Source organism: Paenibacillus kyungheensis, from assembly GCF_028606985.1.
Taxonomy (GTDB): Bacteria; Bacillota; Bacilli; order Paenibacillales; family Paenibacillaceae; genus Saccharibacillus; species Saccharibacillus kyungheensis.
In genome coordinates this window covers 4,380,778-4,406,046 of record NZ_CP117416.1, presented here as the reverse complement: position 1 = coordinate 4,406,046, position 25,269 = coordinate 4,380,778, and the positions used below count along the sequence as shown (strand labels likewise).

Genomic DNA, 25,269 nt, shown 5'->3' with positions numbered 1-25,269 from the left:
TGTAATGAAGGAGGGAAAAACAACATGGCATACCAAAAATTGGGTCGTAATTCCAGCGCTCGTAAAGCTTTGTTTCGTGACCTGGTAACTGACCTGTTCTTGTATGAGCGTATTCAAACGACTGAAGCTAAAGCGAAAGAAGTTCGTTCTATCGCTGAAAAATTGATCACCCTTTCTAAACGTGGAGATCTTCATGCTCGTCGTCAAGTAGCTGCTTATGTTCGTCGCGAGTCTCTCGATGGTGGACAAGATGCTATCCAAAAATTGTTTTCTGATTTAGCAACTCGCTATGCAGAGCGTCCAGGTGGATACACTCGTATTCTTAAATTAGGACCTCGTCGCGGCGATGCTGCACCTATGGTTTATCTTGAATTGGTAGACCGCGCGTAACATGCAGATGAGGAAAGGGTGGACAGGGTCAACAGATTCTGACAAAACCCTTTTTTTCTCTGTTTGGAACATGCAGTGTTTGAGGATAATGAGGGAGGGAGCTCCATTAGGGGCTCCCTTGCTTTGTATAAAAGGTGAGGATATATGAGGAATCTTTGTATGACTGTCAATTACGATGGAACAAGATATAACGGATTTCAGACCCAACCAGACGGAAATACGATTCAGGATCATTTAGAAAAAGCAATTGCTTCGATCATTGGAGAAAAATCAAAGATTCATGGCTCAGGTCGTACCGATGCGGGTGTACATGCGATCGGACAAGTATTTCATTTCTTGACTGAATCAACTGTTCCAGCAGAACGTTGGCCACTTGCTTTAAATGGTCGCTTGCCTAAAGATATTATTGTTACAAATGCGCGCGAGGTTCATTTGGACTTCCACTCACGGCGCTCAGCTAAACGAAAAACATATCGATACACGATTAACGCTAATCAATATCCAGATGTTTTTCTAAGGCATATGCAATTACATCATCCAGGCAAACTGAATATTGGAGCAATGCGTGAAGCTCTTTCCTACTTTATTGGCACTTATGACTTCACAACGTTTGCTTCAAAACATTCCGAAAAGCAAAGTCATATCCGTACAATCTATGAGGCACGTTTGGAAGTAGATTATTCTATGACCCGTCCTGATACAAGAGACCAAGGTATTTTACACTTTTATATAACAGGCAGTGGATTTTTACAGCATATGGTACGTATCATTATAGGGACTCTGGTACAAGTGGGAGAAGGGAAACACGAACCGGATGCTATTCCTAGAATGATTGCTGCAGAGGATCGTAGTATGGCAGGACCTACCGCAGTTAGCAAAGCGTTAACGATGTGGGGGGTTCACTATGAGGAGTTTAATACATAGTAAAATTTCAAAGGGAATTCCTACGAAAATTTTTCTAGAAAAACTTCAAATAGTTCTTGCTTAACATGTTTTTATGCTGTAAAATAAAGTTTGTGTTTTCTTAAGGCTATCCCACAGCCCCATTAAGAATAACACCACCAAAAATTTTTAATCCATCACTTAATGACTATGTAACACTGTGTATTAACAATACTAACTCAAGAACGAAGATATATGAGAATATGTCTTAATGATATATTTTCAAAAGCACACTAAGGAGGAACTTTTCATGCGTACGACGTACATTGCGAAGCCAAGTGAAGTAGAACGCAATTGGCACATTATCGATGCTGAAGGCAAAACGCTTGGTCGTTTGGCTAGTGAAGCAGCTGCACTTATTCGCGGCAAACACAAACCACAATTTACCCCTCATGTAGACGGTGGAGATTTCGTTATCGTAATCAATGCTGACAAAATCCACTTGACTGGTAAAAAATTGCAAGACAAAAAATACTACCGTCACTCCATGCATCCAGGTGGTCTTAAAGTTACCACTGCTGATGAAATGATCAAAAACAAACCTGAACGTGTAATCGAATTTGCAGTTCATGGTATGCTTCCAAAAACTCGTATGGGTAACCAAATGAAGTTAAGATTGAAAGCATATGCTGGCGTAGAACACCCACATGCAGCACAAAAACCGGAAGTTTACGAACTTCGCGGCTAATTAAAAGGAGGACAGTTTCATGGCACAAGTACAATACTATGGGACAGGTCGTCGTAAACATTCGGTAGCACGTGTTCGCCTTGTACCGGGTGAAGGACGCATTGTCATCAATAAACGCGACATCAATGAATATTTCGGTTTAGATACACTTAAACTGATCGTAAAACAACCACTTAACTTGACAGAAACAATCGGAAGCTACGATGTAATCGTATTAGCTCACGGTGGTGGTATTTCTGGTCAAGCAGGAGCAATCCGTCACGGTATTTCCCGTGCATTGCTTAAAGCTGATCCTGAACTTCGTGGATCTTTGAAAAAAGCTGGATTCCTGACTCGTGACCCTCGTATGAAAGAGCGTAAAAAATACGGTCTTAAAGCAGCACGTCGCGCACCTCAGTTCTCCAAACGTTAATATCCCTTGTTTATCAAGGATTACAGAAGCCTCTTACCAGAAATGGTGGGAGGCTTTTTTGTGGTTATCTTTCAATCGAAGCTCGTTTGACCACCATTTGACCACATGTGATTTGTGCATAACCTTGTGTATAAAGTAACAATTTCGACAATCATTTCAACAAAGTTATTCCTAGTTATAAAATAGTGTGAATAACTTGTGATTAACTTTCAAAATACTATTGAATCCTCAACCATTAAGTACTATAATATACATAATTCTTAGTTGTTTAGTCGGCTTTAAAAATGTGATTAAAAAATAGTCATTTGTTGAACGTACTTAAAACCAAAATGGGAAAATGAATTCCAAAGGTGGGGGAACTAAATATGAATCTATTGGAAAAAGAAGAATTAGCTAGAGTGAAAGCTGAAGAATTAGAACATGCTACAGCTGAACAAGTGATTCGTTGGGCTGTGGATAATTTTGAAAGTCTTACTTTTGCTTGTAGTTTTGGAGCGGAAGATGTAGTTATTGTTGATATGTTACAAAATATCAGCCCGTCCACTGATATTTTCTATTTAGATACCGATTTCCATTTTAAAGAAACCTACGAGACACGTGATCGTATGATTGAACGTTATGGTTTGGAGTTTGTAAAAGTAGATCCTAAGCTAACACCGGAAGAACAAGCAGCCGCTCATGGAGAAGCTTTATGGACAGTCGATCCTAATGCATGCTGCAATATTCGTAAAGTAGAGCCTTTAACTCGTATATTATCTCAATATGATTCTTGGATTACAGGTATTCGTCGCGATCAAGCGCCAACTCGTGCAAATGCTAAAAAAATAGAGTACGATTCTAAATTTGGATTAATGAAGTTTAATCCGATTGCAGATTGGACTTCTGAAGACGTATGGAAGTATATCCGTGATAACGATATTATCTACAACCCTCTTCATGATCAACATTATCCTAGTATAGGTTGTGAACAATGCACACGTCAGGTGATGCCTGGTGAAGACCCTCGCGCAGGACGCTGGGCTAATTCAGATAAAACAGAATGTGGATTGCACAAATAAACAAATTAACTTCATGATAAATATAAATAACATAAGCCGACCAAGTGATTTTTCTAACCATCTGGTCGGCTTCATGTATACTTAGCACAGTTAGACAATACAACATACCTATTTATGATAAGACAGGAGCGATTACAGAATGACAACAATTTTGCCGCATGGTGGTCGATTGATTCAACGTATTGTAAAAGAGGAAGATCGTGATCAGTTATTGGCTCAAGCTCAGCAATGGAAACAGATTCCTATCAATACATGGACTATATCTGATCTAGATCTTATAGGTGTAGGTGCTTTCTCTCCACTAGAAGGATTTATGGAAGAGAAGGACTATCATTCTGTTTTGGAAAATATGAGATTGTTCAATGGTACGGTATGGAGTATTCCAATTACTCTAGCTTTAGACGAGTCTATTACATCCACATTGCAAATCGGCGAACAGGTGGCTTTGGTAGGAGAGCAGGATGGAGAAATCTACGGTACATTAGAAGTACGTAGTATCTATAACGTAGATCAACAACAAGAAGCTGTGAAAGTCTTCAAAACCGATGATCCAGAGCATCCAGGGGTACAAAAATTACTTAGTCGTTCTTCCATTTATGTTGGAGGACCTATCCAAGTCTTAAAACGTCCTCAGCCTGAGAAATTTGGTGAGTTTTATTTTGATCCCGAACAAACAAGACAAATTTTTGCAGATAAAGGTTGGAAAACTGTAGTAGGATTCCAGACTCGTAATCCTGTTCATCGTGCTCATGAGTATATTCAAAAAAGTGCGATGGAAATTGTAGATGCTTTGTTTCTGAATCCATTAGTAGGTGAAACCAAATCGGATGATGTTCCTGCTAATGTACGGATGCGTAGTTATTTGGTTCTTTTAGAAAATTACTATCCAAAAGATCGAGCATTTTTAGGTGTATTTCCGGCGGCTATGCGTTATGCGGGGCCAAGAGAAGCTATATTCCATGCAATGGTTCGCAAAAATTATGGTTGCACTCATTTTATCGTTGGTCGTGATCATGCAGGTGTGGGTGATTATTACGGAACATATGAAGCTCAAGAAATTTTTAAGCATTTTACAGCAGAAGAATTAGGAATTATGCCACTATTTTTTGAACATAGCTTTTTTTGTACCAAATGCGGCAATATGGCTTCTAGCAAAACCTGCCCGCATCCGAAAGAAAATCATTTAACCCTTTCTGGGACAAAAGTAAGAGCATTACTAAGAGATGGTCAATGCCCTCCGCCTGAATTCACACGTCCAGAAGTAGCAGAAGTGTTGATCGAAGGTATGGCTGAACATATCAACTCATAATTGTGAGAACAACAAAACCGTTTTACTTGGGTCATGTTATGATGATCTAGAGTAGAACGGTTTTTAGTATATAGAACAACTCGAATAGATGCAGAAACATTTTATTTGTATTTTTACAATGTATGATTCGCGAATCAATATTATAAAATGGTATAATACAACGTATTGCGTTATGATCTCATGGTTATCTTTATAACGGTATATTGAATCTAATCACATAAGGAGTGCACCTCATATGTTATCAAGAGACTATGTTTTGGAATTACTAAGTACTGTTACAGATCCACAGTACGATTTTCCTCTGGTAGAAATGCAATTTATTCGTGATATTATGATCAAAGATTCCAGAATTTCTCTCACCGTAGTGGGGATTGAGTTAGGTCAAGAGTATAAAGACGCTTTAGAACAGTCGATTCGGTCAGCTCTTAAAATTGTAGAACCTATTGATCTACATATTCGTTTCAGAGCGCCTTCTGAGCTTGAAATGGCTACAGTACGTCAATTACTCTCTCCAGACACAGAAGAAGCATTACCGCCTGAATCTGAGACCCACAAAGGTCATGCAGCAGGTCTGGAGCAGCTCCCTATCATTCATGCTAACTCTGGTGTTCGTTTTATAGCTGTAGCTAGTGGCAAAGGTGGAGTAGGTAAATCTACTGTTACTGTCAATTTAGCAACCGCATTAGTGCGCCAAGGAAAAAGAGTCGGGATTATTGATGCTGATATTTACGGGTTCAGTATTCCAGATATGATGGGAATAGAAGAAGGGCCTACAGTAGAAGAAGGACGTATTCAACCGGTGGAGCGATTTGGAGTTCAAGTGATGTCGATGGGATTCTTTATTAAAGAAAATAATCCTGTTATATGGCGCGGACCGATGCTTGGCAAAATGCTTCGTCAATTTTTTGCAGATGTGGATTGGGATCAACTGGATTACATGTTGTTAGATCTTCCACCAGGAACAGGTGATGTCGCACTCGATGTTCATCAAATTCTGCCACAAAGTAAAGAGATACTCGTCACGACTCCTCATGCAACAGCAGCATTTGTAGCAGCTCGCGCAGGAACAATGGCACTACAGACCGATCATGAAATTCTAGGTGTTGTTGAAAATATGTCCTATTACCAGGCAAGAGATGGACAAAGAGAGTATGTATTTGGTAGAGGTGGCGGTGGACAACTTGCAGAAACCTTGCATACAGAGTTACTCGCTCAAATTCCATTAGGTGCACCTGATAATTTACCAACAGACCCGGATTTTTCACCTTCTGTCTACAAAGAAGATAGTGAAATCGGTCAACTGTATAATGAGTTAGCTCTGAAAGTTATTGAGAAACACAACTAAATCTTAAACAAGATTATGAGGAATATATAAAGAGCAGATAGAGAGGAAGGAGTAGTATACCTTTCTCTTTATTTTTTATCTTCTTATCAAATGACATTGCAAAGGAGTACACATATGGGTTCATTATTTTCGTTTCGTACCTTTTGGTGCGATCTCAAATCCAACCGATCCATGCTGTTGGTTTCAACTGTTCTGTTTGTAGTAGGAATCATAGCAGGTATCTTATTAGTTGAACCATTAGGTAACTATCTAAGAGAACAACTACAACAATTGCAAATAGTTAAAGAGCAGCTTGATCAAGGACAGCATGTAGAACTTAATTATTTTGTATTCATCTTTTTGAACAATGCAATTAAAAGTATCCTTATCATCTATTTAGGAGTCTTTATTGGGATTGTCCCTGTATTCTTCTTAGTCATGAACGGAATGATTATAGGATTTCTATTACGAACTTATGATATGCAAGGACAGGATGTGGTGACTTTAATAGTCAAAGGATTATTACCACATGGAATATTTGAAATTCCAGCTATTCTTATCGCAGCAGCTTATAGCTTAAAATTAGGCAAGTTAGTATTAGATAGTCTGACTACTTGGAACCCAACAGGACGATATCAACTTAAAATAGCGTGGAAACAATTTATGAGATCTACAATTACTGCTTCATTTTGGATCGTAATTATCCTTTTTGTAGCAGCAATCATCGAGAGTACAATAACATTTTGGTTGATGAAGGCTTAGTTATTTATAAAAAACCACATACAAACAGTTACAAGTATGCCTAATTAGGTTAATTCATCACTATCCAGAAGGCTGTTATCTATCATAATTCTATCAAGAGGTATGAACTGATAAATAGCAGCCTGAAAGATATACTGTGAAGAGTTACAATTTAGGGAGGATATTTATATGCTTGGAATGTTATTGAACGATAAAGAGTGCAAAGAGATGGCGTATGTATTACGGAAAGAGTTAGACGAAATGTTATTTGATCTAAGTGATCAACGATTAAATCAAGATATACGTAAATCAATAGATAAAAGATATAAAACTATTTTCCAAATGTATGCACGTTTTGCACCACAAAAAGAACTATCAAAATATGTACGGAATGGTCGCTACAAAGAGACTAATAATTAAATTATAGAAAACTATTGACGTAAACTATAAATATATGATAAATTAATTCTCGCACTGTTTTTAATGTTTTAAAGTGATGAACGCAATGAGAGAGATTAACAAATTTCAACATTGTAGATCGCTTGAAAAAAAGATTGAAAAAAAGTGTTGACGAAATGAAATGAGCATGATATATTATAAGAGTTGCTGATGCGATAACGCGTCGGTGCACAAAAGCAAAACAAACGAAATGTTTGATCTTTGAAAACTGAACAACGAGTGAGTAATGAAGGTCTTAGCCGACCTTTACAAATAGAGAACTTCGGTTCTCGCCAGTTTTAGATTGAGCAAGTCAAACACTTTATGGAGAGTTTGATCCTGGCTCAGGACGAACGCTGGCGGCGTGCCTAATACATGCAAGTCGAGCGGAGAATGAAGGAAGCTTGCTTCTTTCATTCTTAGCGGCGGACGGGTGAGTAACACGTAGGCAACCTGCCCTCAAGCTTGGGACAACTACCGGAAACGGTAGCTAATACCGAATACATGATTTGTTCGCCTGAACGAATTTGGAAAGACGGAGCAATCTGTCACTTGAGGATGGGCCTGCGGCGCATTAGCTAGTTGGTGAGGTAACGGCTCACCAAGGCGACGATGCGTAGCCGACCTGAGAGGGTGATCGGCCACACTGGGACTGAGACACGGCCCAGACTCCTACGGGAGGCAGCAGTAGGGAATCTTCCGCAATGGACGCAAGTCTGACGGAGCAACGCCGCGTGAGTGATGAAGGTTTTCGGATCGTAAAGCTCTGTTGCCAGGGAAGAACGTCCGGGTTAGTAACTGAACTCGGAGTGACGGTACCTGAGAAGAAAGCCCCGGCTAACTACGTGCCAGCAGCCGCGGTAATACGTAGGGGGCAAGCGTTGTCCGGAATTATTGGGCGTAAAGCGCGCGCAGGCGGCTTTTTAAGTCCGGTGTCACAGCCCAAGGCTCAACCTTGGGTCGCACTGGAAACTGGAGAGCTTGAGTACAGAAGAGGAAAGTGGAATTCCACGTGTAGCGGTGAAATGCGTAGAGATGTGGAGGAACACCAGTGGCGAAGGCGACTTTCTGGGCTGTAACTGACGCTGAGGCGCGAAAGCGTGGGGAGCAAACAGGATTAGATACCCTGGTAGTCCACGCCGTAAACGATGAATGCTAGGTGTTAGGGGTTTCGATACCCTTGGTGCCGAAGTTAACACATTAAGCATTCCGCCTGGGGAGTACGGTCGCAAGACTGAAACTCAAAGGAATTGACGGGGACCCGCACAAGCAGTGGAGTATGTGGTTTAATTCGAAGCAACGCGAAGAACCTTACCAAGTCTTGACATCCCTTTGACCGGACTAGAGATAGTCTTTTCCTTCGGGACAAAGGAGACAGGTGGTGCATGGTTGTCGTCAGCTCGTGTCGTGAGATGTTGGGTTAAGTCCCGCAACGAGCGCAACCCTTATGCTTAGTTGCCAGCACATTATGGTGGGCACTCTAAGCAGACTGCCGGTGACAAACCGGAGGAAGGTGGGGATGACGTCAAATCATCATGCCCCTTATGACTTGGGCTACACACGTACTACAATGGCCGGTACAACGGGAAGCAATATCGCAAGATGGAGCCAATCCTTAAAAGCCGGTCTCAGTTCGGATTGCAGGCTGCAACTCGCCTGCATGAAGTCGGAATTGCTAGTAATCGCGGATCAGCATGCCGCGGTGAATACGTTCCCGGGTCTTGTACACACCGCCCGTCACACCACGAGAGTTTGCAACACCCGAAGTCGGTGGGGTAACCGCAAGGAGCCAGCCGCCGAAGGTGGGGTAGATGATTGGGGTGAAGTCGTAACAAGGTAGCCGTATCGGAAGGTGCGGCTGGATCACCTCCTTTCTATGGAGAATCGTTTCCTGCAACGGAAACATTCGAACGTCTTTCTTTCGGGAAAGACAAACGCAGAACACTTCGGTGGATCTGTGGTCATCCAAGTGGTGACACCACTCACTCGTTGTTCAGTTTTGAAAGAGTAAACCTCTTTCAGACTGTTGATCCTTGAAAACTGGATACCGAAAACGAAACATCGCGTTTTAGAAGGTTTCTTCTCTACGACTGTGTTAAACAGCAGTAGGCGAGAAATTGAAATACACCGTTTCTAATTGATTTAGAAACACTTAGGTTAAGCTACTAAGAGCACACGGTGGATGCCTAGGCGCTAGGAGCCGATGAAGGACGTGGCGAACAACGATAAAGCCTCGGGGAGCTGTAAGCAAGCTGTGATCCGGGGATGTCCGAATGGGGAAACCTAACTGGATTCATCTCCAGTTACTCACACCTGAATACATAGGGTGTGCAGAGGCAGACGAGGGGAACTGAAACATCTAAGTACCCTCAGGAACAGAAAACAAGAGTGATTCCGTCAGTAGCGGCGAGCGAACGCGGAACAGCCCAAACCAATGAGCTTGCTTGTTGGGGTTGTGGGACGTCTCTTTGGAGTTACAAAGGAAGATGGTAGGCGAAGAGGTCTGGAAAGGCCCGCAAGACAAGGTGAAAGCCCTGTAGCTAAAATCATCTTCTCTCCGAGACGGATCCCGAGTAGTGCGGGGCACGTGAAACCCCGTATGAATCTGCCAGGACCATCTGGTAAGGCTAAATACTCCCTAGCGACCGATAGTGAAGCAGTACCGTGAGGGAAAGGTGAAAAGGACCCCGGAAGGGGAGTGAAATAGAACCTGAAACCGTGTGCTTACAAAAAGTCAGAGCCCTATTACTGGGTGATGGCGTGCCTTTTGTAGAATGAACCGGCGAGTTACGTTCCCGTGCAAGGTTAAGGTGAAAAGCCGGAGCCGCAGCGAAAGCGAGTCTGAATAGGGCGACTGAGTACGTGGACGTAGACCCGAAACCAGGTGATCTACCCCTGTCCAGGGTGAAGGTACGGTAACACGTACTGGAGGCCCGAACCCACGCACGTTGAAAAGTGCGGGGATGAGGTGGGGGTAGCGGAGAAATTCCAATCGAACCTGGAGATAGCTGGTTCTCCCCGAAATAGCTTTAGGGCTAGCCTCGGAAGTTGAGTCGTGGAGGTAGAGCACTGATTGGATGCGGGGCCCGCAAGGGTTACCAAGTTCAGTCAAACTCCGAATGCCACAGACTTTATTCCGGGAGTCAGACAGTGAGTGCTAAGATCCATTGTCGAAAGGGAAACAGCCCAGACCATCAGCTAAGGTCCCCAAGTGTGTGTTAAGTGGGAAAGGATGTGAAGTTGCACAGACAACCAGGATGTTGGCTTAGAAGCAGCCACCATTGAAAGAGTGCGTAATAGCTCACTGGTCGAGTGACTTTGCGCCGAAAATGTAACGGGGCTAAACACACCACCGAAGCTATGGCTTGATACTTTGTATCAGGGGTAGGGGAGCGTTGAATGAAGATTGAAGGTGTACCGCAAGGAGCGCTGGACCTCATTCAAGTGAGAATGCCGGTATGAGTAACGAAAAGATCAGTGAGAATCTGATCCGCCGAAAACCCAAGGATTCCTGAGGAAGGCTCGTCCTCTCAGGGTAAGTCGGGACCTAAGGCGAGGCCGAAAGGCGTAGTCGACGGACAACAGGTTGAAATTCCTGTACCACCGAAAGCCGTTATGAGCAATGGGATGACGCAGGAGGATAGTGACGCGGACTGATGGATGTCCGTTCAAGCAGTGAGGCTGGTATGTAGGCAAATCCGCATACCCCAAGGCCAGGCTGTGATGAGGAGCGAAAATTACAGTAGCGAAGGTCATGATTTCACACTGCCAAGAAAAGTCTCTAGCCAGGAAGCAGGTGCCCGTACCGCAAACCGACACAGGTGGGTGAGAAGAGAATTCTAAGGCGCGCGGAAGAACTCTCGTTAAGGAACTCGGCAAAATGACCCCGTAACTTCGGGAGAAGGGGTGCCCCGGTAGTGTGAATAGCACGAGGGGGCCGCAGTGAAAAGGCCCAAGCGACTGTTTAGCAAAAACACAGGTCTGTGCGAAGCCGCAAGGCGAAGTATACGGGCTGACGCCTGCCCGGTGCTGGAAGGTTAAGGGGAGTGGTTAGCGCAAGCGAAGCTATGAACCGAAGCCCCAGTAAACGGCGGCCGTAACTATAACGGTCCTAAGGTAGCGAAATTCCTTGTCAGGTAAATTCTGACCCGCACGAATGGCGTAACGATTTGGGCGCTGTCTCAACGAGAGATCCGGTGAAATTTTAATACCTGTGAAGATGCAGGTTACCCGCGACAAGACGGAAAGACCCCATGGAGCTTTACTGCAACTTGATATTGAACTGGGGTGCGATTTGTACAGGATAGGTGGGAGCCGTAGACATCGGAGCGCAAGCTTCGGTTGAGGCGCCGTTGGGATACCACCCTGATCGCATTTGAGTTCTAACCTCGTACCGTGATCCGGTACAGGGACCGTGTCAGGTGGGCAGTTTGACTGGGGCGGTCGCCTCCTAAAGTGTAACGGAGGCGCCCTAAGGTTCCCTCAGAATGGTTGGAAATCATTCGAAGAGTGTAAAGGCATAAGGGAGCTTGACTGCGAGACAGACACGTCGAGCAGGGACGAAAGTCGGGCTTAGTGATCCGGTGGTACCGCATGGAAGGGCCATCGCTCAACGGATAAAAGCTACCCTGGGGATAACAGGCTTATCTCCCCCAAGAGTCCACATCGACGGGGAGGTTTGGCACCTCGATGTCGGCTCATCGCATCCTGGGGCTGAAGTAGGTCCCAAGGGTTGGGCTGTTCGCCCATTAAAGCGGTACGCGAGCTGGGTTCAGAACGTCGTGAGACAGTTCGGTCCCTATCTGTCGTGGGCGTAGGAAATTTGAGAGGAGCTGTCCTTAGTACGAGAGGACCGGGATGGACGCACCGCTGGTGTACCAGTTGTTCCGCCAGGAGCATCGCTGGGTAGCTACGTGCGGAAGGGATAAGCGCTGAAAGCATCTAAGCGTGAAGCCCCCCTCAAGATGAGATTTCCCAGTATGTAAGACCCCTTGTAGACGACGAGGTTGATAGGTTGGGGGTGGAAGTGCCGCAAGGCATGGAGCTGACCAATACTAATCGGTCGAGGGCTTATCCAATAAGCTAACACGCGATGTTTTCGTTTTCGGATTCAGTTTTCAGGGAGCAACACACCTGCCTGTTTGGTAATGATGGCGGAGGGGTTCCACACGTACCCATCCCGAACACGACCGTTAAGCCCTCCAGCGCCGATGGTACTTGGACCGCAGGGTCCTGGGAGAGTAGGACGTTGCCAAGCGAAGCAAGACGATTGACCGTTTCCAGGAGAGATCCGGCGAAGCGGTGACTATTCCCTGATAGCTCAGTTGGTAGAGCACTCGACTGTTAATCGAGTTGTCACAGGTTCGAGTCCTGTTCGGGGAGCCATTTGCTCTCATAGCTCAGTAGGTAGAGTGCATCCATGGTAAGGATGAGGTCACCGGTTCGAATCCGGTTGAGAGCTTCGCAATCGGGCCCGTTGGTCAAGTGGTTAAGACACCTCCCTTTCACGGAGGTAACAGGGGTTCGAGTCCCCTACGGGTCATATTACTTTTTGGAGATTTAGCTCAGCTGGGAGAGCATCTGCCTTACAAGCAGAGGGTCGGCGGTTCGATCCCGTCAATCTCCACCATTTCTTATTCAATCTTTTCTTTATTGGGGATTAGCCAAGCGGTAAGGCAACGGACTTTGACTCCGTCATGCATAGGTTCAAATCCTATATCCCCAGCCATTTATGAGTCATTAGCTCAGTCGGTAGAGCACCTGACTTTTAATCAGGGTGTCGAAGGTTCGAGCCCTTCATGACTCACCATTTTTCTTACATGCGCGTGTGGCGGAATTGGCAGACGCACTAGACTTAGGATCTAGCGTTTCACGACGTGGGGGTTCAAGTCCCTCCACGCGCATAGGTTTTGCGGACGTGGCTCAGCGGTAGAGCATCGCCTTGCCAAGGCGAGGGTCGTGGGTTCGATTCCCATCGTCCGCTCCAATCTTTTTACAGATTTATATGCGCCCTTAGCTCAGCTGGATAGAGCGTTTGACTACGAATCAAAAGGCCAGGAGTTCGAATCTCTTAGGGCGCGCCATTTTTTCACAAATGAATAAACGCATAACGGGATGTAGCTCAGCTTGGTAGAGCACCTGGTTTGGGTCCAGGGGGTCGCATGTTCAAATCGTGTCATCCCGATCGTTTTGCGGGTGTAGTTCAATGGTAGAACTTCAGCCTTCCAAGCTGATAGCGTGGGTTCGATTCCCATCACCCGCTCCATTTTTCAATTCAAAGACCGGAAACGGTCTTTTTTTGCTATATACAGATATAAATTGCTTGTGTATAGTCTGATATTAGCTTTGTACTTTTTTACTTTGGGTTTACATTTAAAGTGCTATATTGCTCGAAAGATGTGATATTACCTCTAACATTGAAAAAATGCTGTTACTGAGATAAAATTAACGAATTATTACTATGAAAATTTTGTGGGATATGGTTTATTTTCATTGTGATTGATTGGTTAAAAGTTTGCATAATCATTCATAAGTTCAAAATTAATTAAAGTAATCAGTGTAGCTTTGTTGTATGATGTTAAGAAGATGTTAACATATAGAGGAATTAACACCGGTGAAAGATAGGAGGAAGAGCATGTCTGAGTTGACAGTGAATGCTAGTAAAAATCATTCTAACAACTTGCTGCGGCGAGATGTACGTTTTTTGGGGAATATTCTAGGTGAGGTGCTTGTCCATCAAGGCGGACAGGAACTTTTGGATATTGTTGAAAAAATTCGTGAATTAAGTAAATCATTGCGTGCAGTAGCTTTACCTGAGGTTTTTGAGGAATTCAAAACACTTATCAAAAATCTGGATTCTGATAATCGACACCAAGTAGTACGTGCTTTTGCTATTTATTTTCAATTGGTGAATATTGCAGAACAGAATCACCGTATTCGTCGTAAACGCGATTATGAACGCTCTGCTGGAGAAACGATTCAACCGGGTTCTATGGAAAGCGCTGTACAAGAGTTAAAAGAAAAAAACTTTACTGCTGATGAAGTGGAAGCTATTTTAGCTGACCTTTCTTTGGAATTGGTAATGACAGCTCATCCTACAGAAGCTATGCGTCGTGCTATCCTGGATATTCATAAACGCATTTCAGAAGACGTTACTCTTTTAGACAATCCTACACTGACTTTCCGCGAGCGCGAGCAATTACGTGAAAAGTTATTGAACGAAGTGATTACATTATGGCAAACAGATGAATTGCGTGATCGTAAGCCAACTGTACTGGATGAAGTGCGTAATGGGATGTATTATTTCCATGAGACTTTATTTGATGTATTACCAGAATTGTATCAGGAGTTAGAACGCTCGTTGAGCAAGTATTATCCAGAACATGAATGGCATGTACCTAGCTTTTTACGCTTTGGTTCTTGGATTGGCGGAGACCGCGATGGTAATCCTTCTGTTACAGCAGACGTGACTTGGAAAACGTTACAAATGCAGCGCCGCCTTGCAATTCGGGAATATCAACGTATTTTGACAGACTTGATGAAATCATTAAGTTTCAGTACGACTATTATTGATGTCTCTGAAGAATTGTTATCTTCTATTCAAAAAGATCGTCTACATGTAACGATTGATAAGAAGTTCAGTTGGAATAATGAAAATGAACCTTATCGTATTAAAATTGCTTATATGTTGCGTAAATTAAATAATATATTAGATGAGTCTAAAAAAGGAACAGCCGAAAGTTATAGTCATATGGGTGAACTTTTAGAAGACTTGCGAGTGATTGATCAAAGCTTGCGTCATCATTATGCAGATTATGTGGCGAATACATATGTGAAAAAGTTGATTCGTCAGGTAGAACTGTTTGGTTTTCATACAGCAACATTAGATATCCGTCAGCATAGTCAAGAACATGAGAATGCGTTGACTGAAATCTTAGCGAGCATGAAAATTGTAGAGGATTATTCCAAACTTAGCGAAGAAGAAAAGATTGAGCTTCTTGGCAAGTTGTTAACAGATCCTCGTCCTTTGACATCAACATACCTGAATTACAGTGAAAGCACAGAAGAGTGCTTGGCTGTATACCGTACTATTTTCAAAGCACAAAAAGAATTTGGTACAAACTGTATTTCTAGTTACTTGATCAGTATGACTCAAGGGGCTAGTGATATTCTTGAAGTAATGATATTTGCCAAAGAAGTAGGTCTGTTCCGTCAAGATCCTGATGGTACGGTTCATTCTACACTGCAAGCAGTACCGTTATTTGAAACGATTGATGATCTACATGCAGCACCACAGATTATGCGCCAAGTATTGGATCTACCTGCTTACCGTCAATCAGTAGCAGCGATGAATAATTTGCAAGAAATCATGCTGGGTTACTCGGATAGTAACAAAGATGGTGGAGTGGTGACGGCTAACTGGGAATTGCGCCTTGCTTTGAATGAAATCACAGCAATGGGTGCAGAGTATGATATCAAACTTAAATTTTTCCATGGTCGTGGCGGTGCTTTGGGTCGTGGCGGTATGTCACTAAACCGTAGTATTTTGGCTCAACCTCCTCACACGGTAGGGGGCGGTATCAAAATCACTGAACAAGGGGAAGTTATTTCTTCTCGTTATTCTTTACAAGGTATTGCTTATCGTAGTCTTGAGCAAGCCACATCAGCGCTTATTACGTCTGCAATTATTGCAAAAGTAGGCGAACCTGAAGGCGAGCACAATAAGAAATGGGAACAAATCATGGAAGAAATCTCTGAGGTATCACTGAATAAGTATCAAGATCTTATTTTCCGTGATGAATCCTTTATGAGTTTCTTCAAAGGTTCTACACCACTTCCAGAAGTGGGAGAACTTAATATAGGTTCTCGTCCGTCTAAACGTAAAAATAGTGATCGGTTTGAAGACTTACGTGCGATTCCATGGGTATTTGCATGGACACAAAGTCGTTATTTGTTACCTGCATGGTATGCAGCAGGAACAGGTATAGAACATTTTTATCAAAACAAAGAAGAAAATATGGCTGTTCTTCAACAAATGTATCAAGAGTTCCCGTTCTTTACTACTCTAGTGGATACGCTACAGATGGCTATTGCAAAAGCAGATTTGATTATAGCTAAAGAGTATGCGGGAATGTATAAAGATGAAGAGCAACGTGAACGTATTTTTGGATTGATTCAAGAAGAGTTTAATCGTACTCGCGATCTGGTGCTACAGATTACACGTCAACAAGATATTTTGGATAATGTACCTGTTATTCAAGAATCTGTTCGTTTGCGTAATCCGTATGTTGATCCACTCAGTTATCTTCAAGTTCAATTGTTGAACGAGCTACGCAATCTGCGTGAACAAGATGAAGATAATCCAGACTTGCTTCGTGAAGTGTTATTAACGATCAATGGTATTGCAGCAGGGCTTCGTAATACCGGTTGATACCTAATCAAGATGTAATCCATCTCACGTATTATTAAATGGTGATACATGGAAGAGATAAAAATGGAGAGAACTCAATCATCATTCCTCCAGTAATGATCAACTCTAGCAATTATGGATTGGAAGTAGCCGAAATATACATTATTGCTACAAATAATGATATATTTCGGCTTTTTTTGTATAAAACGTTAAAATTCGCAGGATTACGATTGCAATTTTGGTCTGATTGAATTACGATTTGTAGTGGATTGTAAAATAAATCTATTAATACACATACATATAGGGTTCGAAGTCTGGGGGAGTGATGGTGGACAATATAGAAACGAGATTGGTGAAGCTAGCACTTAAAGGGGATCAACGTGCTTTTGCCGAAATCGTTGAATTATACAAAGATAAAATTTTTCATTTAGGCTATCGGATGCTAAGCAATCGTCATGAAGCAGAAGATGTAGTACAAGAAACCTTTTTGCGCGTATACAAAAATTTAGATCGATATGATCAAAAGCAAAAGTTTTCAACATGGATTTACCGAATAGGTACGAATCTGTGTATAGATCGTTTACGTAAGCGTAAACCTAGTTATTCATTAGATGCAGAATTGAATGACCAAGATGGTACAGATGGATATGCTCTGTTGCCTGGGGATGAACGAACGCCGGAAAGTGAATATTTGCTTTCAGAAACGCAACAATTGATTCATCAAGCGATTGATTCTTTGCCGGATAAATATAAGACTGTTATGGTATTAAGATACTTGCAAGAGTTGTCTTTACAAGAAATTAGTGAAGTTATGGATATGCCCGTTACGACGATTAAGACCCGTGTGCATCGTGGACGGGAATTTTTACGTAAAAAATTAGAACCTAAACTATAAATTAAATGATAAATTATGAAACCCATTGAAATACGATTCGTATTTAAGAAGGTAGAAGCTGTTTCAACAGCTTCCTTTTGGTTATACGTGTCGAAAAAGTATTTGAACAGAAAGGATTGGCTCATATGGATTGCAAACTGGCCGTCTCACTGATGCACGAATATTTAGACGGCGACTTACTGGATGAAGAAACAGATGAATTGAAGCAGCATCTGGCTGAGTGCGAAGAATGCCGTATAGCATTCAAACAGTTAGAACAAACAGATATGCTTCTTTTCGCCGTAAATCACCGCAAGCCGCCAGTATCTGATGAGCTCACTGCTCGAATTATGCAGTCTTTACCCAAGTCTAAACAGACACATGTTTGGTGGACTTGGCTAAAACGACATCCTGCATTAACAGCAGCGGCAGCTTTCTTTATTATTTTGCTCGGAACACTTCCATTATGGAATGAAGGCCCTGAGATGATTGTCAAAGGCACAGATTTGGATCAAGTGGTTATTGAAGGAAATTCTGTAATAGTACCGGAAGGTCGTACGATCGCTGGTAATTTAACGATAGAAAAAGGACAGGCTAAGATTTATGGAGATGTGGAGGGAAATGTCACTGTAATTGATGGTGGGATATTCCAAGCAAGTACAGCGCATATTTCGGGGCAAGTTCAAAGTATTAATCAATCGGTAGACTGGGTTTGGTACAAAATCGCAAATGTGTTTTCTGAAGTCGCCTCTCCTTGATTTGTTATTATTGCCTGAAAGGCGCCTCTTGTTAAAGAAGGCGTCTTTTTGCGTGTGTGCTTATAAAACGTGTACAATAAGAAAATAGTAGGTTGCAACGATAGAGGTATCGTTATACCCTAGATGTAGTAGTATTTTGCACAACAATAGTTAGGATCGGTACAAATAATTCATAAAAATAGATTTATTGCGCATTTGGTGGCAGGTTTGGGTAATCTTTTATACAAAACCTACTTTCTGTGTATACAGTCATGAGGAAAATAATAGATGATAAGTCCACTAGATAGAACATGACGGGGGTTTCAGTATGGATTATTTTACAAGCTTAACTTGGAAAGATTCGATCAAAGATATCATTGATATTTTAATCGTAACCTATATTATTTATCAGTTGATTCTATTGGTTCGTGGTACACGAGCAGTACAATTGCTGAAAGGTATTTTGGTGCTTGTGTTTATCTGGGCAATCAGTAGTTGGTTTGATTTGTATACATTAAAATGGTTAATGAATCAGGCATTTACGTTTGGGGTATTAGCTATATTTATTATTTTCCAACCGGAACTGCGACGTGGACTGGAGCAATTAGGTCGTGGTAAGATCTTTGGTCGAACGTTAGCAGATGATGAAGAAATTACTAAAATGGTCAATGAAGTGATTAAAGCTGTTCATTATCTATCCAGACGCAAAATAGGAGCTCTGATTGTATTTGAACGTACAACAGGTCTGAACGAGTATACCGAATCAGGTATCAAAATGCAGTCGATGGTGAGTTCAGAGTTGCTTATTAATATTTTTATACCTAATACGCCTCTACATGATGGTGCTGTTATTATTCAAGGTCAGCAAATTTCCGCAGCAGCTTGTTATTTACCGCTGTCTGAGAATCCATTTATCAGCAAAGAACTGGGAACAAGACACCGCGCTGCGATAGGAATTAGTGAAGTGGGCGACGGAGTCTCATTAATCGTATCTGAAGAAACCGGTCAAGTGTCTCTTGCTATGAACGGACAGGTTATTCGTGATATTCATGAAGAGTCTTTGATCTCGAAATTGCATGATGCTTTGAAACCAAAAGTGGCAACAAAAGAGAAAAAAAGCCCGTTCTGGAAACGTAAAGGAGGGGAGAAGTAATGATGGACAAATGGATCAATAACAACACAGTTGCTAAAGTACTGGCTCTGGTTGTAAGTATACTACTGTGGGTTATGGTCCATCTCGATGGAGGAGCAGCTTCTATTCGCACCACCTCCGTTTCTTCAGCGATGGGAACCAATGTAATCGACAACGTGCAGGTTCAAGCGTATGGATTTGATGAAGATAAGTATGTGCTTAAATCATTAGATCCTACACGTGTGAGTATTCAGGTAAGAGGACAACAGTCTGATTTGACTTCATATTTCTCATCAGAGAGCTATAAAGTGAAGGTAGATTTAAGTCAGGTCACTCAGGCAGGAACAATGACGTTACCATTGATTCCGGAATTGCCTGCTAGTGTACAGTATGTATCGATGAGTCCGAGTACTGTTAAAGTAACCATTGAAGAGAAAACGTCTAATGCATTTGTACCGGAAATCGTAACCCAGGGCGAACCTGCTACAGGCAATCAAGCAGGAGATCCTGTTATTACCGATGGAACCGATAAAGTTAGCGTTACATTACCTCAGAGCAGACTTGAAGATGTACAGAAAGTTCAAGGTGTTGTGAATATTGAGGGTGCTACGGACACAGTCTCCAAAACGGTGTCTCTGATCGTCTATGCCAAAGATGGATCAGTTATTAAAGATGCTGTTGTCTCGCCCGCTAGCGTCAAAGTAGAAGTGCCTATAGGGACGTCTGTGAAGACTTTGCCACTAAATCTTAGTTATACCGGTGAACTTCCGAATAGTCTGATATTGGCGAATACAGAAGCAAGCGTGAATGAAGTGACTGTGTATGGATCCGAGAAATCGTTAGCCGCATTAGGAGATTCGATTACAGCAACGGTCGATCTAGGATCGATTAAAGAAGCAGGTACTACGAATCTGACGGTTAAATTAGATATTCCTGAAGGTGCAGACCGAATCGCACCATCTACAGTGCAGGTGAAAATCACAGCAGAATCGTTCTCACAAAAAGATGTCACTAATATTCCTGTTATTTTTAAAGGGACAAGTGATAATTATACAAATGTGATTACTGATCCAGCGAATCAACAAGTGACTTTGAATGTAAAAGGAACGCCTGAAGCATTAGAAGCACTCAAGCCATCCGATATTGAAGTATCAGCTAATATCAGCGGTAGAAAGCCAGGCACTTATAAAATTCCTGTACAGGTTATTTTGCCAGATACGATTGCTTTGTCTGATCCAGCAAATACCCCTACAGTGACAGTAACGATCAGTGAAAAAACGGACAATACAACGCCAAAGGATCCGGCGGATACTGATAATTCAGGAACAGGCACTACCGATGGAACAGGTTCAGGTAGTGGCACTGATTCAGGTACGGGTACAGGTACAGGTGGAACAACAACACCAGATACCAGTAACCCGGGAACGACAACTCCTTCAGAAGAAACGCCTACCACTCCAGAAGGAACCACACCTGAACAGAATCCTGAAAGTAACGGGTCTGCCGGAGCAGAGAACGGTGGGACAACAACGATTCCTCCAGATAACAGTAGTAACAATACTAATAGTAATAGTACGACATCAGAGGCGGCTACAAGTACGAAAGCTGTATTTCCCAGTACGTACCGATAAGCAGTTGATAGATGAAGTATAGTATTGACATTATGTGAGGGTCAGCGTATAAAGGATAAGATTGCTGAAATAGATTGTAATTCGTTCTCATAGATGTATTTATCAACGATATAGTAAACCAATTCACTACAATCTTAGAAATGATAATTTGAACAATAATAAGGAGCACAATAAATAATGGGTAAATATTTCGGAACAGACGGTGTACGAGGCGTTGCTAACAAAGAATTAACAGCAGAGATGGCTTACCAGATCGGGCGCTGTGGAGGTTATGTACTTACTCACGGAGCAGAGAAGCCGACAGTGGTCATCGGGATGGATACTCGTATTTCCGGTCTGATGCTGGAATCTGCATTGGTTGCTGGATTGTTATCAATCGGTGCACATATCATCCGTCTAGGTGTAGTCAGTACACCAGCAGTAGCTTATATTACTCGTCTACTCAAAGCAGATGCAGGTGTTATGATTTCAGCTTCGCATAATCCAGTAGAAGACAATGGGATCAAATTTTTCGGTGGAGACGGCTTTAAGTTAACCGACGAGACTGAACTTGAAATTGAAGCATTGATGGATGCAAAAGAAGATACATTGCCACGTCCAGTCGGTGCGGAATTAGGTACGATTGTGAATGACGATACGTCCAAATTCAAATATTTAGAGCATTTGAAATCAACTATTACTCATTCTTTTGCAGGAATGAAAATTGTGATGGACTGCGCAAACGGTGCAGCGTATGAATTAGCACCAACCTTTTTCAAAGAATTAGGTGCAGAAGTGATTACGATTGCAGCAGAACCAAACGGTCTGAATATCAATGATCATTGCGGTTCGACTCATCCTGAGAAGTTAAAAGAAGAAGTTCTTCGTCACGGTGCACATATCGGGCTTGCTTTTGACGGGGATGCTGATCGTCTAATTGCGATTGATGACAAAGGTGAAGAAGTTGATGGTGACTATATCCTTTGTATCTGTGGTGATGCTATGAATCGCGCAGGTAAATTGAAAGATAGTATGATTGTATCGACTGTAATGAGTAATATTGGTTTCTTCAAAGCAACTAAATCGCTTGCTCTAGAAACGAAAATCACAGCTGTAGGCGATCGTTATGTGATGGAAGAAATGAAACGTGGAGGATATACGCTAGGTGGCGAACAATCCGGTCATGTGATTTTCCTCGACTATATTACAACAGGTGATGGAATCTTAACTGCGGTGCAGTTGGTTGATACATTGGTGGGTTCTGGTAAATCATTAAGTGAATTAAAATCGATGATGGACAAATATCCACAAGTATTGGTAAATGTACGTGTAGAAAGCAAAGCACGTTATGAAGGCAATACTGCGATTGCAGCAGCTGTCAAAGCAGTTGAAGATCAATTAGGTGACAACGGTCGTGTATTGGTTCGTCCGTCTGGAACCGAATCTTTAATCCGTGTTATGGCTGAAGGTCCAAACAAAAATGAATTAGAGCAATATGTGGATCAAATTGTAGATGTAGTTAAAAAAGAATTAGTCGTTTAAATCAGTAACATTTAAACACGAGGTTGCCAGATGACGATGTGTATTGGCAGATATACTGTCAGTTACATCGAATAAGGCAGCCTCTTTTTATCGAATATCGTGCGTCAGGTTAATAAATAAGGTTAAATAGTAATAGTCTGTTAGTTAGAGAGCATAGACGCATTTCAGAAATGTATAAGTGACTGGTTTATGACAAAATAGCGGGTTAAAAGCAATGAAATTACTTTGTGAGTATTTTGTCAGATTTTTATCATTGTTTTATAAAAGATTAATAGATATAATGTACAAGTTACCAAATGTAATGAAACTGTAATGTAAATGAAATCTAACGTACTCAAATATAGAAAGTGAGGATAGAGGTTGGAATCAAGATTCACTAAGCGCCAGAGCTTGATCGCTACGGAGAAATTAGATCAAGCTGACGAGGTGGAGGTGTTCGAATGTTCGGCGGGGGCCTCCCGGTGACGCATCAAACCGTGAAGCAGAATTTAAAAGGAGAGAGTGATCTCTGCGACAAAGATTCTGTTTGGTGCATAAAATGGTACAAAAAGCTGAATAATCAGCATATTATAGCAGGGTTACTTTTATCAAAACTACTAATGTGCATAGAACATGAGCAGGATTGCAGCATCACATAGAATGTACATTGAAAGCTGAATAATCGATAACTATCGATAATAGAACTCCAAACTAAATATAGTGCAGAGATGATCTACAGTGCATATCTATTCTAATGTCATGATCTGTATATCCCTGACTCCTGTTCTTATGTGCAACTAACGTCATGAGACGAACATTCGAACGGAGGAATACAACGATGTGTGGTATTGTTGGATATATTGGGAATAAAGATACGCAAGCTATTTTGGTGGATGGTCTTCGTAAGTTGGAATACCGTGGTTATGATTCAGCGGGGATTTCTGTTTTTACAAGTAAAGGATTGCAAGTGGTTAAAGCTTTGGGTCGTATGAATAACTTGGAAGCTAAGCTAGAAGAGCATCCTTTGGTGGGTAATGCAGGGATTGGACATACACGCTGGGCAACTCATGGTAAACCATCTGATGTTAACTCTCATCCACATACAGATGCAACAAGCAAATTTTCTGTTGTGCATAATGGTATTATTGAGAACTATTTGGAGCTTAAAGATGAATTGATCGCTTCTGGTGTTGTATTTGTATCGGAAACAGATACAGAAGTTATCGCTCACTTAGTGGCTCGTGAATATAACGGCGATATCGTTAAAGCAGTACAAAAAGCAGTAACCTTTATGCGTGGTGCTTTTGCACTTGGCGTATTAACAGAGTATGAGCCTAATAAATTAGTAGCTGTACGTCAAGCAAGTCCACTTGTTATCGGCGTAGGTAAAGGTGAAAACTTTATCGGTTCTGATATTCCAGCAATCTTGAAATATACCCGTGATGTGTATATTTTGGAAGATGGCGAAATGGCTGTGTTGACTGAAGATGCAGTAGAATTAATGACGATTGAAGGCAACTTTATTTCTCGGGAAATATTCCATGTTGATTGGGATGCAGTTACCGCAGAAAAAGGCGGCTTTGATCACTTTATGTTAAAAGAAATTCATGAACAACCTAAAGCTTACCGTGATACAATGCTTGGTCGTATTAACGAAGACGGTAAAGGTGTTCATTTCACAGACTTGAACTTAACGAAAGAACAAATTAAAAATATTCGTAATATTCAGATCGTAGCATGTGGTACAGCGTATCATGCAGGTCTTGTAGGACGTAATATTATTGAAAGTCTAGCGAAAATTCCGGTAGAAACAGATGTAGCTTCCGAATATCGTTACCGTTCACCAATCATTGCAAAAGATACATTAGTTATTGTAGTGAGTCAATCCGGTGAAACAGCAGATACATTAGCAGCGCTACGTGAAGCACAGGCTAATGGCGCTCATGTTATTGCTGTAACGAATGTAGTAGGTAGCTCAATCGCTCGTGATGCTAATGATGTGATCGCTACATTAGCTGGTCCTGAGATTGCAGTAGCATCGACGAAAGCATATACGTCTCAATTGATTGCTTTCTATCTATTGGGTCTATATATGGCTGAAATTCGTGAAACCAAAACAACCGAAGAAATCGCTCATATTCTTGCAGCAATGGATTCATTGCCTGAGCAAGTCGAGCAAGTATTAACACAAGCACCGATTATCAAAGAATATGCAGAGCATATCGCTCAACATAAACATTTGTTCTTTATCGGACGTGGTGTGGATTATGCAGTCGTACAAGAAGGTTCTCTGAAATTAAAAGAGATTTCTTATATCCACTCTGAAGCTTATGCAGCAGGCGAATTGAAACATGGTACTCTTGCTTTGATCGAAGAAGGTATTCCTGTTATCGCTCTAGCTACACAAGAAGATGTGCTTGAGAAAACATTAAGCAACATCAAAGAAGTAAAAGCTCGCGGTGCAGAAGTGATGGTTGTGAGCTATGAAGAACGTCGTGAAGAGCTAATGAAATCGGTAGATAAAGTACTATCGATTCCAAGAACACTGCCATTATTAACTCCAGCCTTGTCTGTTGTTGTATTGCAATTGCTTGCTTATTACGCTTCATTAGCACTTGAACATGATGTAGACAAACCACGTAACCTTGCGAAAAGTGTAACGGTAGAATAGTATTGGCTACTGA

At 42.0% G+C, this 25,269-nt stretch carries 16 protein-coding genes, 11 tRNA genes and 3 rRNA genes; all 30 read left to right on the top strand.

Translation table 11 applies throughout. The annotated features are described in order from the left end of the window. Positions 1-24 precede the first annotated feature (24 nt). A complete protein-coding gene (gene rplQ, locus PQ456_RS19085; RefSeq protein WP_069328375.1) occupies positions 25-390 on the top strand; it encodes a 50S ribosomal protein L17 in 366 nt (121 codons plus the stop codon). A 144-nt stretch (positions 391-534) separates the two neighbouring features. Next, positions 535-1,314 carry a tRNA pseudouridine(38-40) synthase TruA gene (gene truA, locus PQ456_RS19080; RefSeq protein ID WP_273613660.1) on the top strand — a complete coding sequence of 260 codons (780 nt, stop codon included), beginning with the start codon at positions 535-537 and terminating at the stop codon, positions 1,312-1,314. A 268-nt stretch (positions 1,315-1,582) separates the two neighbouring features. Continuing rightward, positions 1,583-2,020 (top strand): 50S ribosomal protein L13, encoded by a 438-nt coding sequence (rplM, locus tag PQ456_RS19075; protein WP_273613659.1) that lies wholly within the window; start codon positions 1,583-1,585, stop codon positions 2,018-2,020. A 19-nt stretch (positions 2,021-2,039) separates the two neighbouring features. Beyond that, positions 2,040-2,432: a 30S ribosomal protein S9 gene (rpsI, locus tag PQ456_RS19070; protein ID WP_069328378.1), complete on the top strand. Its 393-nt coding sequence runs from the start codon at positions 2,040-2,042 to the stop codon at positions 2,430-2,432. A gap of 365 nt (positions 2,433-2,797) precedes the next feature. After that, the gene (locus tag PQ456_RS19065) at positions 2,798-3,490 is read left to right on the top strand and encodes a phosphoadenylyl-sulfate reductase (protein WP_204827276.1); all 693 of its coding nucleotides are present in this window, start codon (positions 2,798-2,800) and stop codon (positions 3,488-3,490) included. 139 nt (positions 3,491-3,629) lie between these two features. After that, entirely contained in the window at positions 3,630-4,799 is a 1,170-nt protein-coding gene (sat, locus tag PQ456_RS19060) for a sulfate adenylyltransferase (RefSeq protein WP_273613658.1), read from the top strand. Between the two features lie 235 nt (positions 4,800-5,034). Further along, positions 5,035-6,144, top strand: a complete 1,110-nt coding sequence (locus PQ456_RS19055; RefSeq protein WP_273613657.1) for an Mrp/NBP35 family ATP-binding protein — start codon at positions 5,035-5,037, stop codon at positions 6,142-6,144. Between the two features lie 114 nt (positions 6,145-6,258). Further along, on the top strand, positions 6,259-6,885 hold the full coding sequence (locus PQ456_RS19050) for a stage II sporulation protein M (protein ID WP_273613656.1): 627 nt from the start codon (positions 6,259-6,261) through the stop codon (positions 6,883-6,885). 168 nt (positions 6,886-7,053) lie between these two features. Beyond that, a complete protein-coding gene (locus PQ456_RS19045) occupies positions 7,054-7,284 on the top strand; it encodes a hypothetical protein (protein ID WP_069328383.1) in 231 nt (76 codons plus the stop codon). 339 nt (positions 7,285-7,623) lie between these two features. Then, positions 7,624-9,176: ribosomal RNA gene (locus tag PQ456_RS19040) — 16S ribosomal RNA — on the top strand. A 281-nt stretch (positions 9,177-9,457) separates the two neighbouring features. After that, positions 9,458-12,380, top strand: a 23S ribosomal RNA gene (locus PQ456_RS19035). Positions 12,381-12,442: 62 nt separating this feature from the next. Beyond that, positions 12,443-12,559 (top strand): 5S ribosomal RNA (rrf, locus tag PQ456_RS19030). The 16S, 23S and 5S rRNA genes sit together here with 11 tRNA genes alongside, the layout of an rRNA operon. 52 nt (positions 12,560-12,611) lie before the next feature. Continuing rightward, positions 12,612-12,687: transfer RNA gene (locus PQ456_RS19025), tRNA-Asn, on the top strand. A gap of 3 nt (positions 12,688-12,690) precedes the next feature. After that, positions 12,691-12,763, top strand: a tRNA-Thr gene (locus PQ456_RS19020). A 9-nt stretch (positions 12,764-12,772) separates the two neighbouring features. Then, positions 12,773-12,844: transfer RNA gene (locus tag PQ456_RS19015), tRNA-Glu, on the top strand. An 11-nt stretch (positions 12,845-12,855) separates the two neighbouring features. After that, positions 12,856-12,931: transfer RNA gene (locus PQ456_RS19010), tRNA-Val, on the top strand. Positions 12,932-12,955: 24 nt separating this feature from the next. Continuing rightward, positions 12,956-13,030, top strand: a tRNA-Gln gene (locus PQ456_RS19005). 5 nt (positions 13,031-13,035) lie between these two features. Continuing rightward, positions 13,036-13,111 (top strand) — tRNA-Lys (locus PQ456_RS19000). A 12-nt stretch (positions 13,112-13,123) separates the two neighbouring features. Continuing rightward, positions 13,124-13,205 (top strand) — tRNA-Leu (locus PQ456_RS18995). An 8-nt stretch (positions 13,206-13,213) separates the two neighbouring features. Continuing rightward, positions 13,214-13,288 (top strand) — tRNA-Gly (locus PQ456_RS18990). 20 nt (positions 13,289-13,308) lie between these two features. Next, positions 13,309-13,385: transfer RNA gene (locus PQ456_RS18985), tRNA-Arg, on the top strand. A gap of 27 nt (positions 13,386-13,412) precedes the next feature. After that, positions 13,413-13,486, top strand: a tRNA-Pro gene (locus PQ456_RS18980). Between the two features lie 7 nt (positions 13,487-13,493). Continuing rightward, positions 13,494-13,567 (top strand) — tRNA-Gly (locus PQ456_RS18975). 369 nt (positions 13,568-13,936) lie between these two features. Beyond that, positions 13,937-16,732 (top strand): phosphoenolpyruvate carboxylase, encoded by a 2,796-nt coding sequence (gene ppc / locus PQ456_RS18970; protein WP_273613655.1) that lies wholly within the window; start codon positions 13,937-13,939, stop codon positions 16,730-16,732. A gap of 304 nt (positions 16,733-17,036) precedes the next feature. Further along, the gene (gene sigW / locus PQ456_RS18965; RefSeq protein ID WP_069325697.1) at positions 17,037-17,606 is read left to right on the top strand and encodes an RNA polymerase sigma factor SigW; all 570 of its coding nucleotides are present in this window, start codon (positions 17,037-17,039) and stop codon (positions 17,604-17,606) included. Between the two features lie 125 nt (positions 17,607-17,731). Then, a complete protein-coding gene (locus PQ456_RS18960) occupies positions 17,732-18,343 on the top strand; it encodes a zf-HC2 domain-containing protein (RefSeq protein ID WP_204827021.1) in 612 nt (203 codons plus the stop codon). Between the two features lie 307 nt (positions 18,344-18,650). Beyond that, positions 18,651-19,475: a diadenylate cyclase CdaA gene (cdaA, locus tag PQ456_RS18955; RefSeq protein ID WP_273613654.1), complete on the top strand. Its 825-nt coding sequence runs from the start codon at positions 18,651-18,653 to the stop codon at positions 19,473-19,475. Further along, on the top strand, positions 19,475-21,085 hold the full coding sequence (locus tag PQ456_RS18950) for a CdaR family protein (RefSeq protein ID WP_273613653.1): 1,611 nt from the start codon (positions 19,475-19,477) through the stop codon (positions 21,083-21,085). The genes cdaA and PQ456_RS18950 overlap by 1 nt, the downstream gene beginning before the upstream one ends. Before the next feature lie 177 nt (positions 21,086-21,262). After that, complete coding sequence (gene glmM, locus PQ456_RS18945) at positions 21,263-22,606, top strand: phosphoglucosamine mutase (protein ID WP_273613652.1); 1,344 nt, start codon at positions 21,263-21,265, stop codon at positions 22,604-22,606. Positions 22,607-23,423: 817 nt separating this feature from the next. Beyond that, positions 23,424-25,256: a glutamine--fructose-6-phosphate transaminase (isomerizing) gene (glmS, locus tag PQ456_RS18940; protein WP_273613651.1), complete on the top strand. Its 1,833-nt coding sequence runs from the start codon at positions 23,424-23,426 to the stop codon at positions 25,254-25,256. The last annotated feature ends 13 nt before the right edge of the window (positions 25,257-25,269 follow it).

What these genes read in the sequence shown, in the direction of transcription:
- rplQ (WP_069328375.1), top strand. Translation starts at nt 25, where the DNA reads ATGGCATACCAAAAATTGGGTCGTAATTCCAGCGCTCGTAAAGCTTTG.
- truA (WP_273613660.1), top strand. Translation starts at nt 535, where the DNA reads ATGAGGAATCTTTGTATGACTGTCAATTACGATGGAACAAGATATAAC.
- rplM (WP_273613659.1), top strand. Translation starts at nt 1,583, where the DNA reads ATGCGTACGACGTACATTGCGAAGCCAAGTGAAGTAGAACGCAATTGG.
- rpsI (WP_069328378.1), top strand. Translation starts at nt 2,040, where the DNA reads ATGGCACAAGTACAATACTATGGGACAGGTCGTCGTAAACATTCGGTA.
- PQ456_RS19065 (WP_204827276.1), top strand. Translation starts at nt 2,798, where the DNA reads ATGAATCTATTGGAAAAAGAAGAATTAGCTAGAGTGAAAGCTGAAGAA.
- sat (WP_273613658.1), top strand. Translation starts at nt 3,630, where the DNA reads ATGACAACAATTTTGCCGCATGGTGGTCGATTGATTCAACGTATTGTA.
- PQ456_RS19055 (WP_273613657.1), top strand. Translation starts at nt 5,035, where the DNA reads ATGTTATCAAGAGACTATGTTTTGGAATTACTAAGTACTGTTACAGAT.
- PQ456_RS19050 (WP_273613656.1), top strand. Translation starts at nt 6,259, where the DNA reads ATGGGTTCATTATTTTCGTTTCGTACCTTTTGGTGCGATCTCAAATCC.
- PQ456_RS19045 (WP_069328383.1), top strand. Translation starts at nt 7,054, where the DNA reads ATGCTTGGAATGTTATTGAACGATAAAGAGTGCAAAGAGATGGCGTAT.
- ppc (WP_273613655.1), top strand. Translation starts at nt 13,937, where the DNA reads ATGTCTGAGTTGACAGTGAATGCTAGTAAAAATCATTCTAACAACTTG.
- sigW (WP_069325697.1), top strand. Translation starts at nt 17,037, where the DNA reads ATGGTGGACAATATAGAAACGAGATTGGTGAAGCTAGCACTTAAAGGG.
- PQ456_RS18960 (WP_204827021.1), top strand. Translation starts at nt 17,732, where the DNA reads ATGGATTGCAAACTGGCCGTCTCACTGATGCACGAATATTTAGACGGC.
- cdaA (WP_273613654.1), top strand. Translation starts at nt 18,651, where the DNA reads ATGGATTATTTTACAAGCTTAACTTGGAAAGATTCGATCAAAGATATC.
- PQ456_RS18950 (WP_273613653.1), top strand. Translation starts at nt 19,475, where the DNA reads ATGATGGACAAATGGATCAATAACAACACAGTTGCTAAAGTACTGGCT.
- glmM (WP_273613652.1), top strand. Translation starts at nt 21,263, where the DNA reads ATGGGTAAATATTTCGGAACAGACGGTGTACGAGGCGTTGCTAACAAA.
- glmS (WP_273613651.1), top strand. Translation starts at nt 23,424, where the DNA reads ATGTGTGGTATTGTTGGATATATTGGGAATAAAGATACGCAAGCTATT.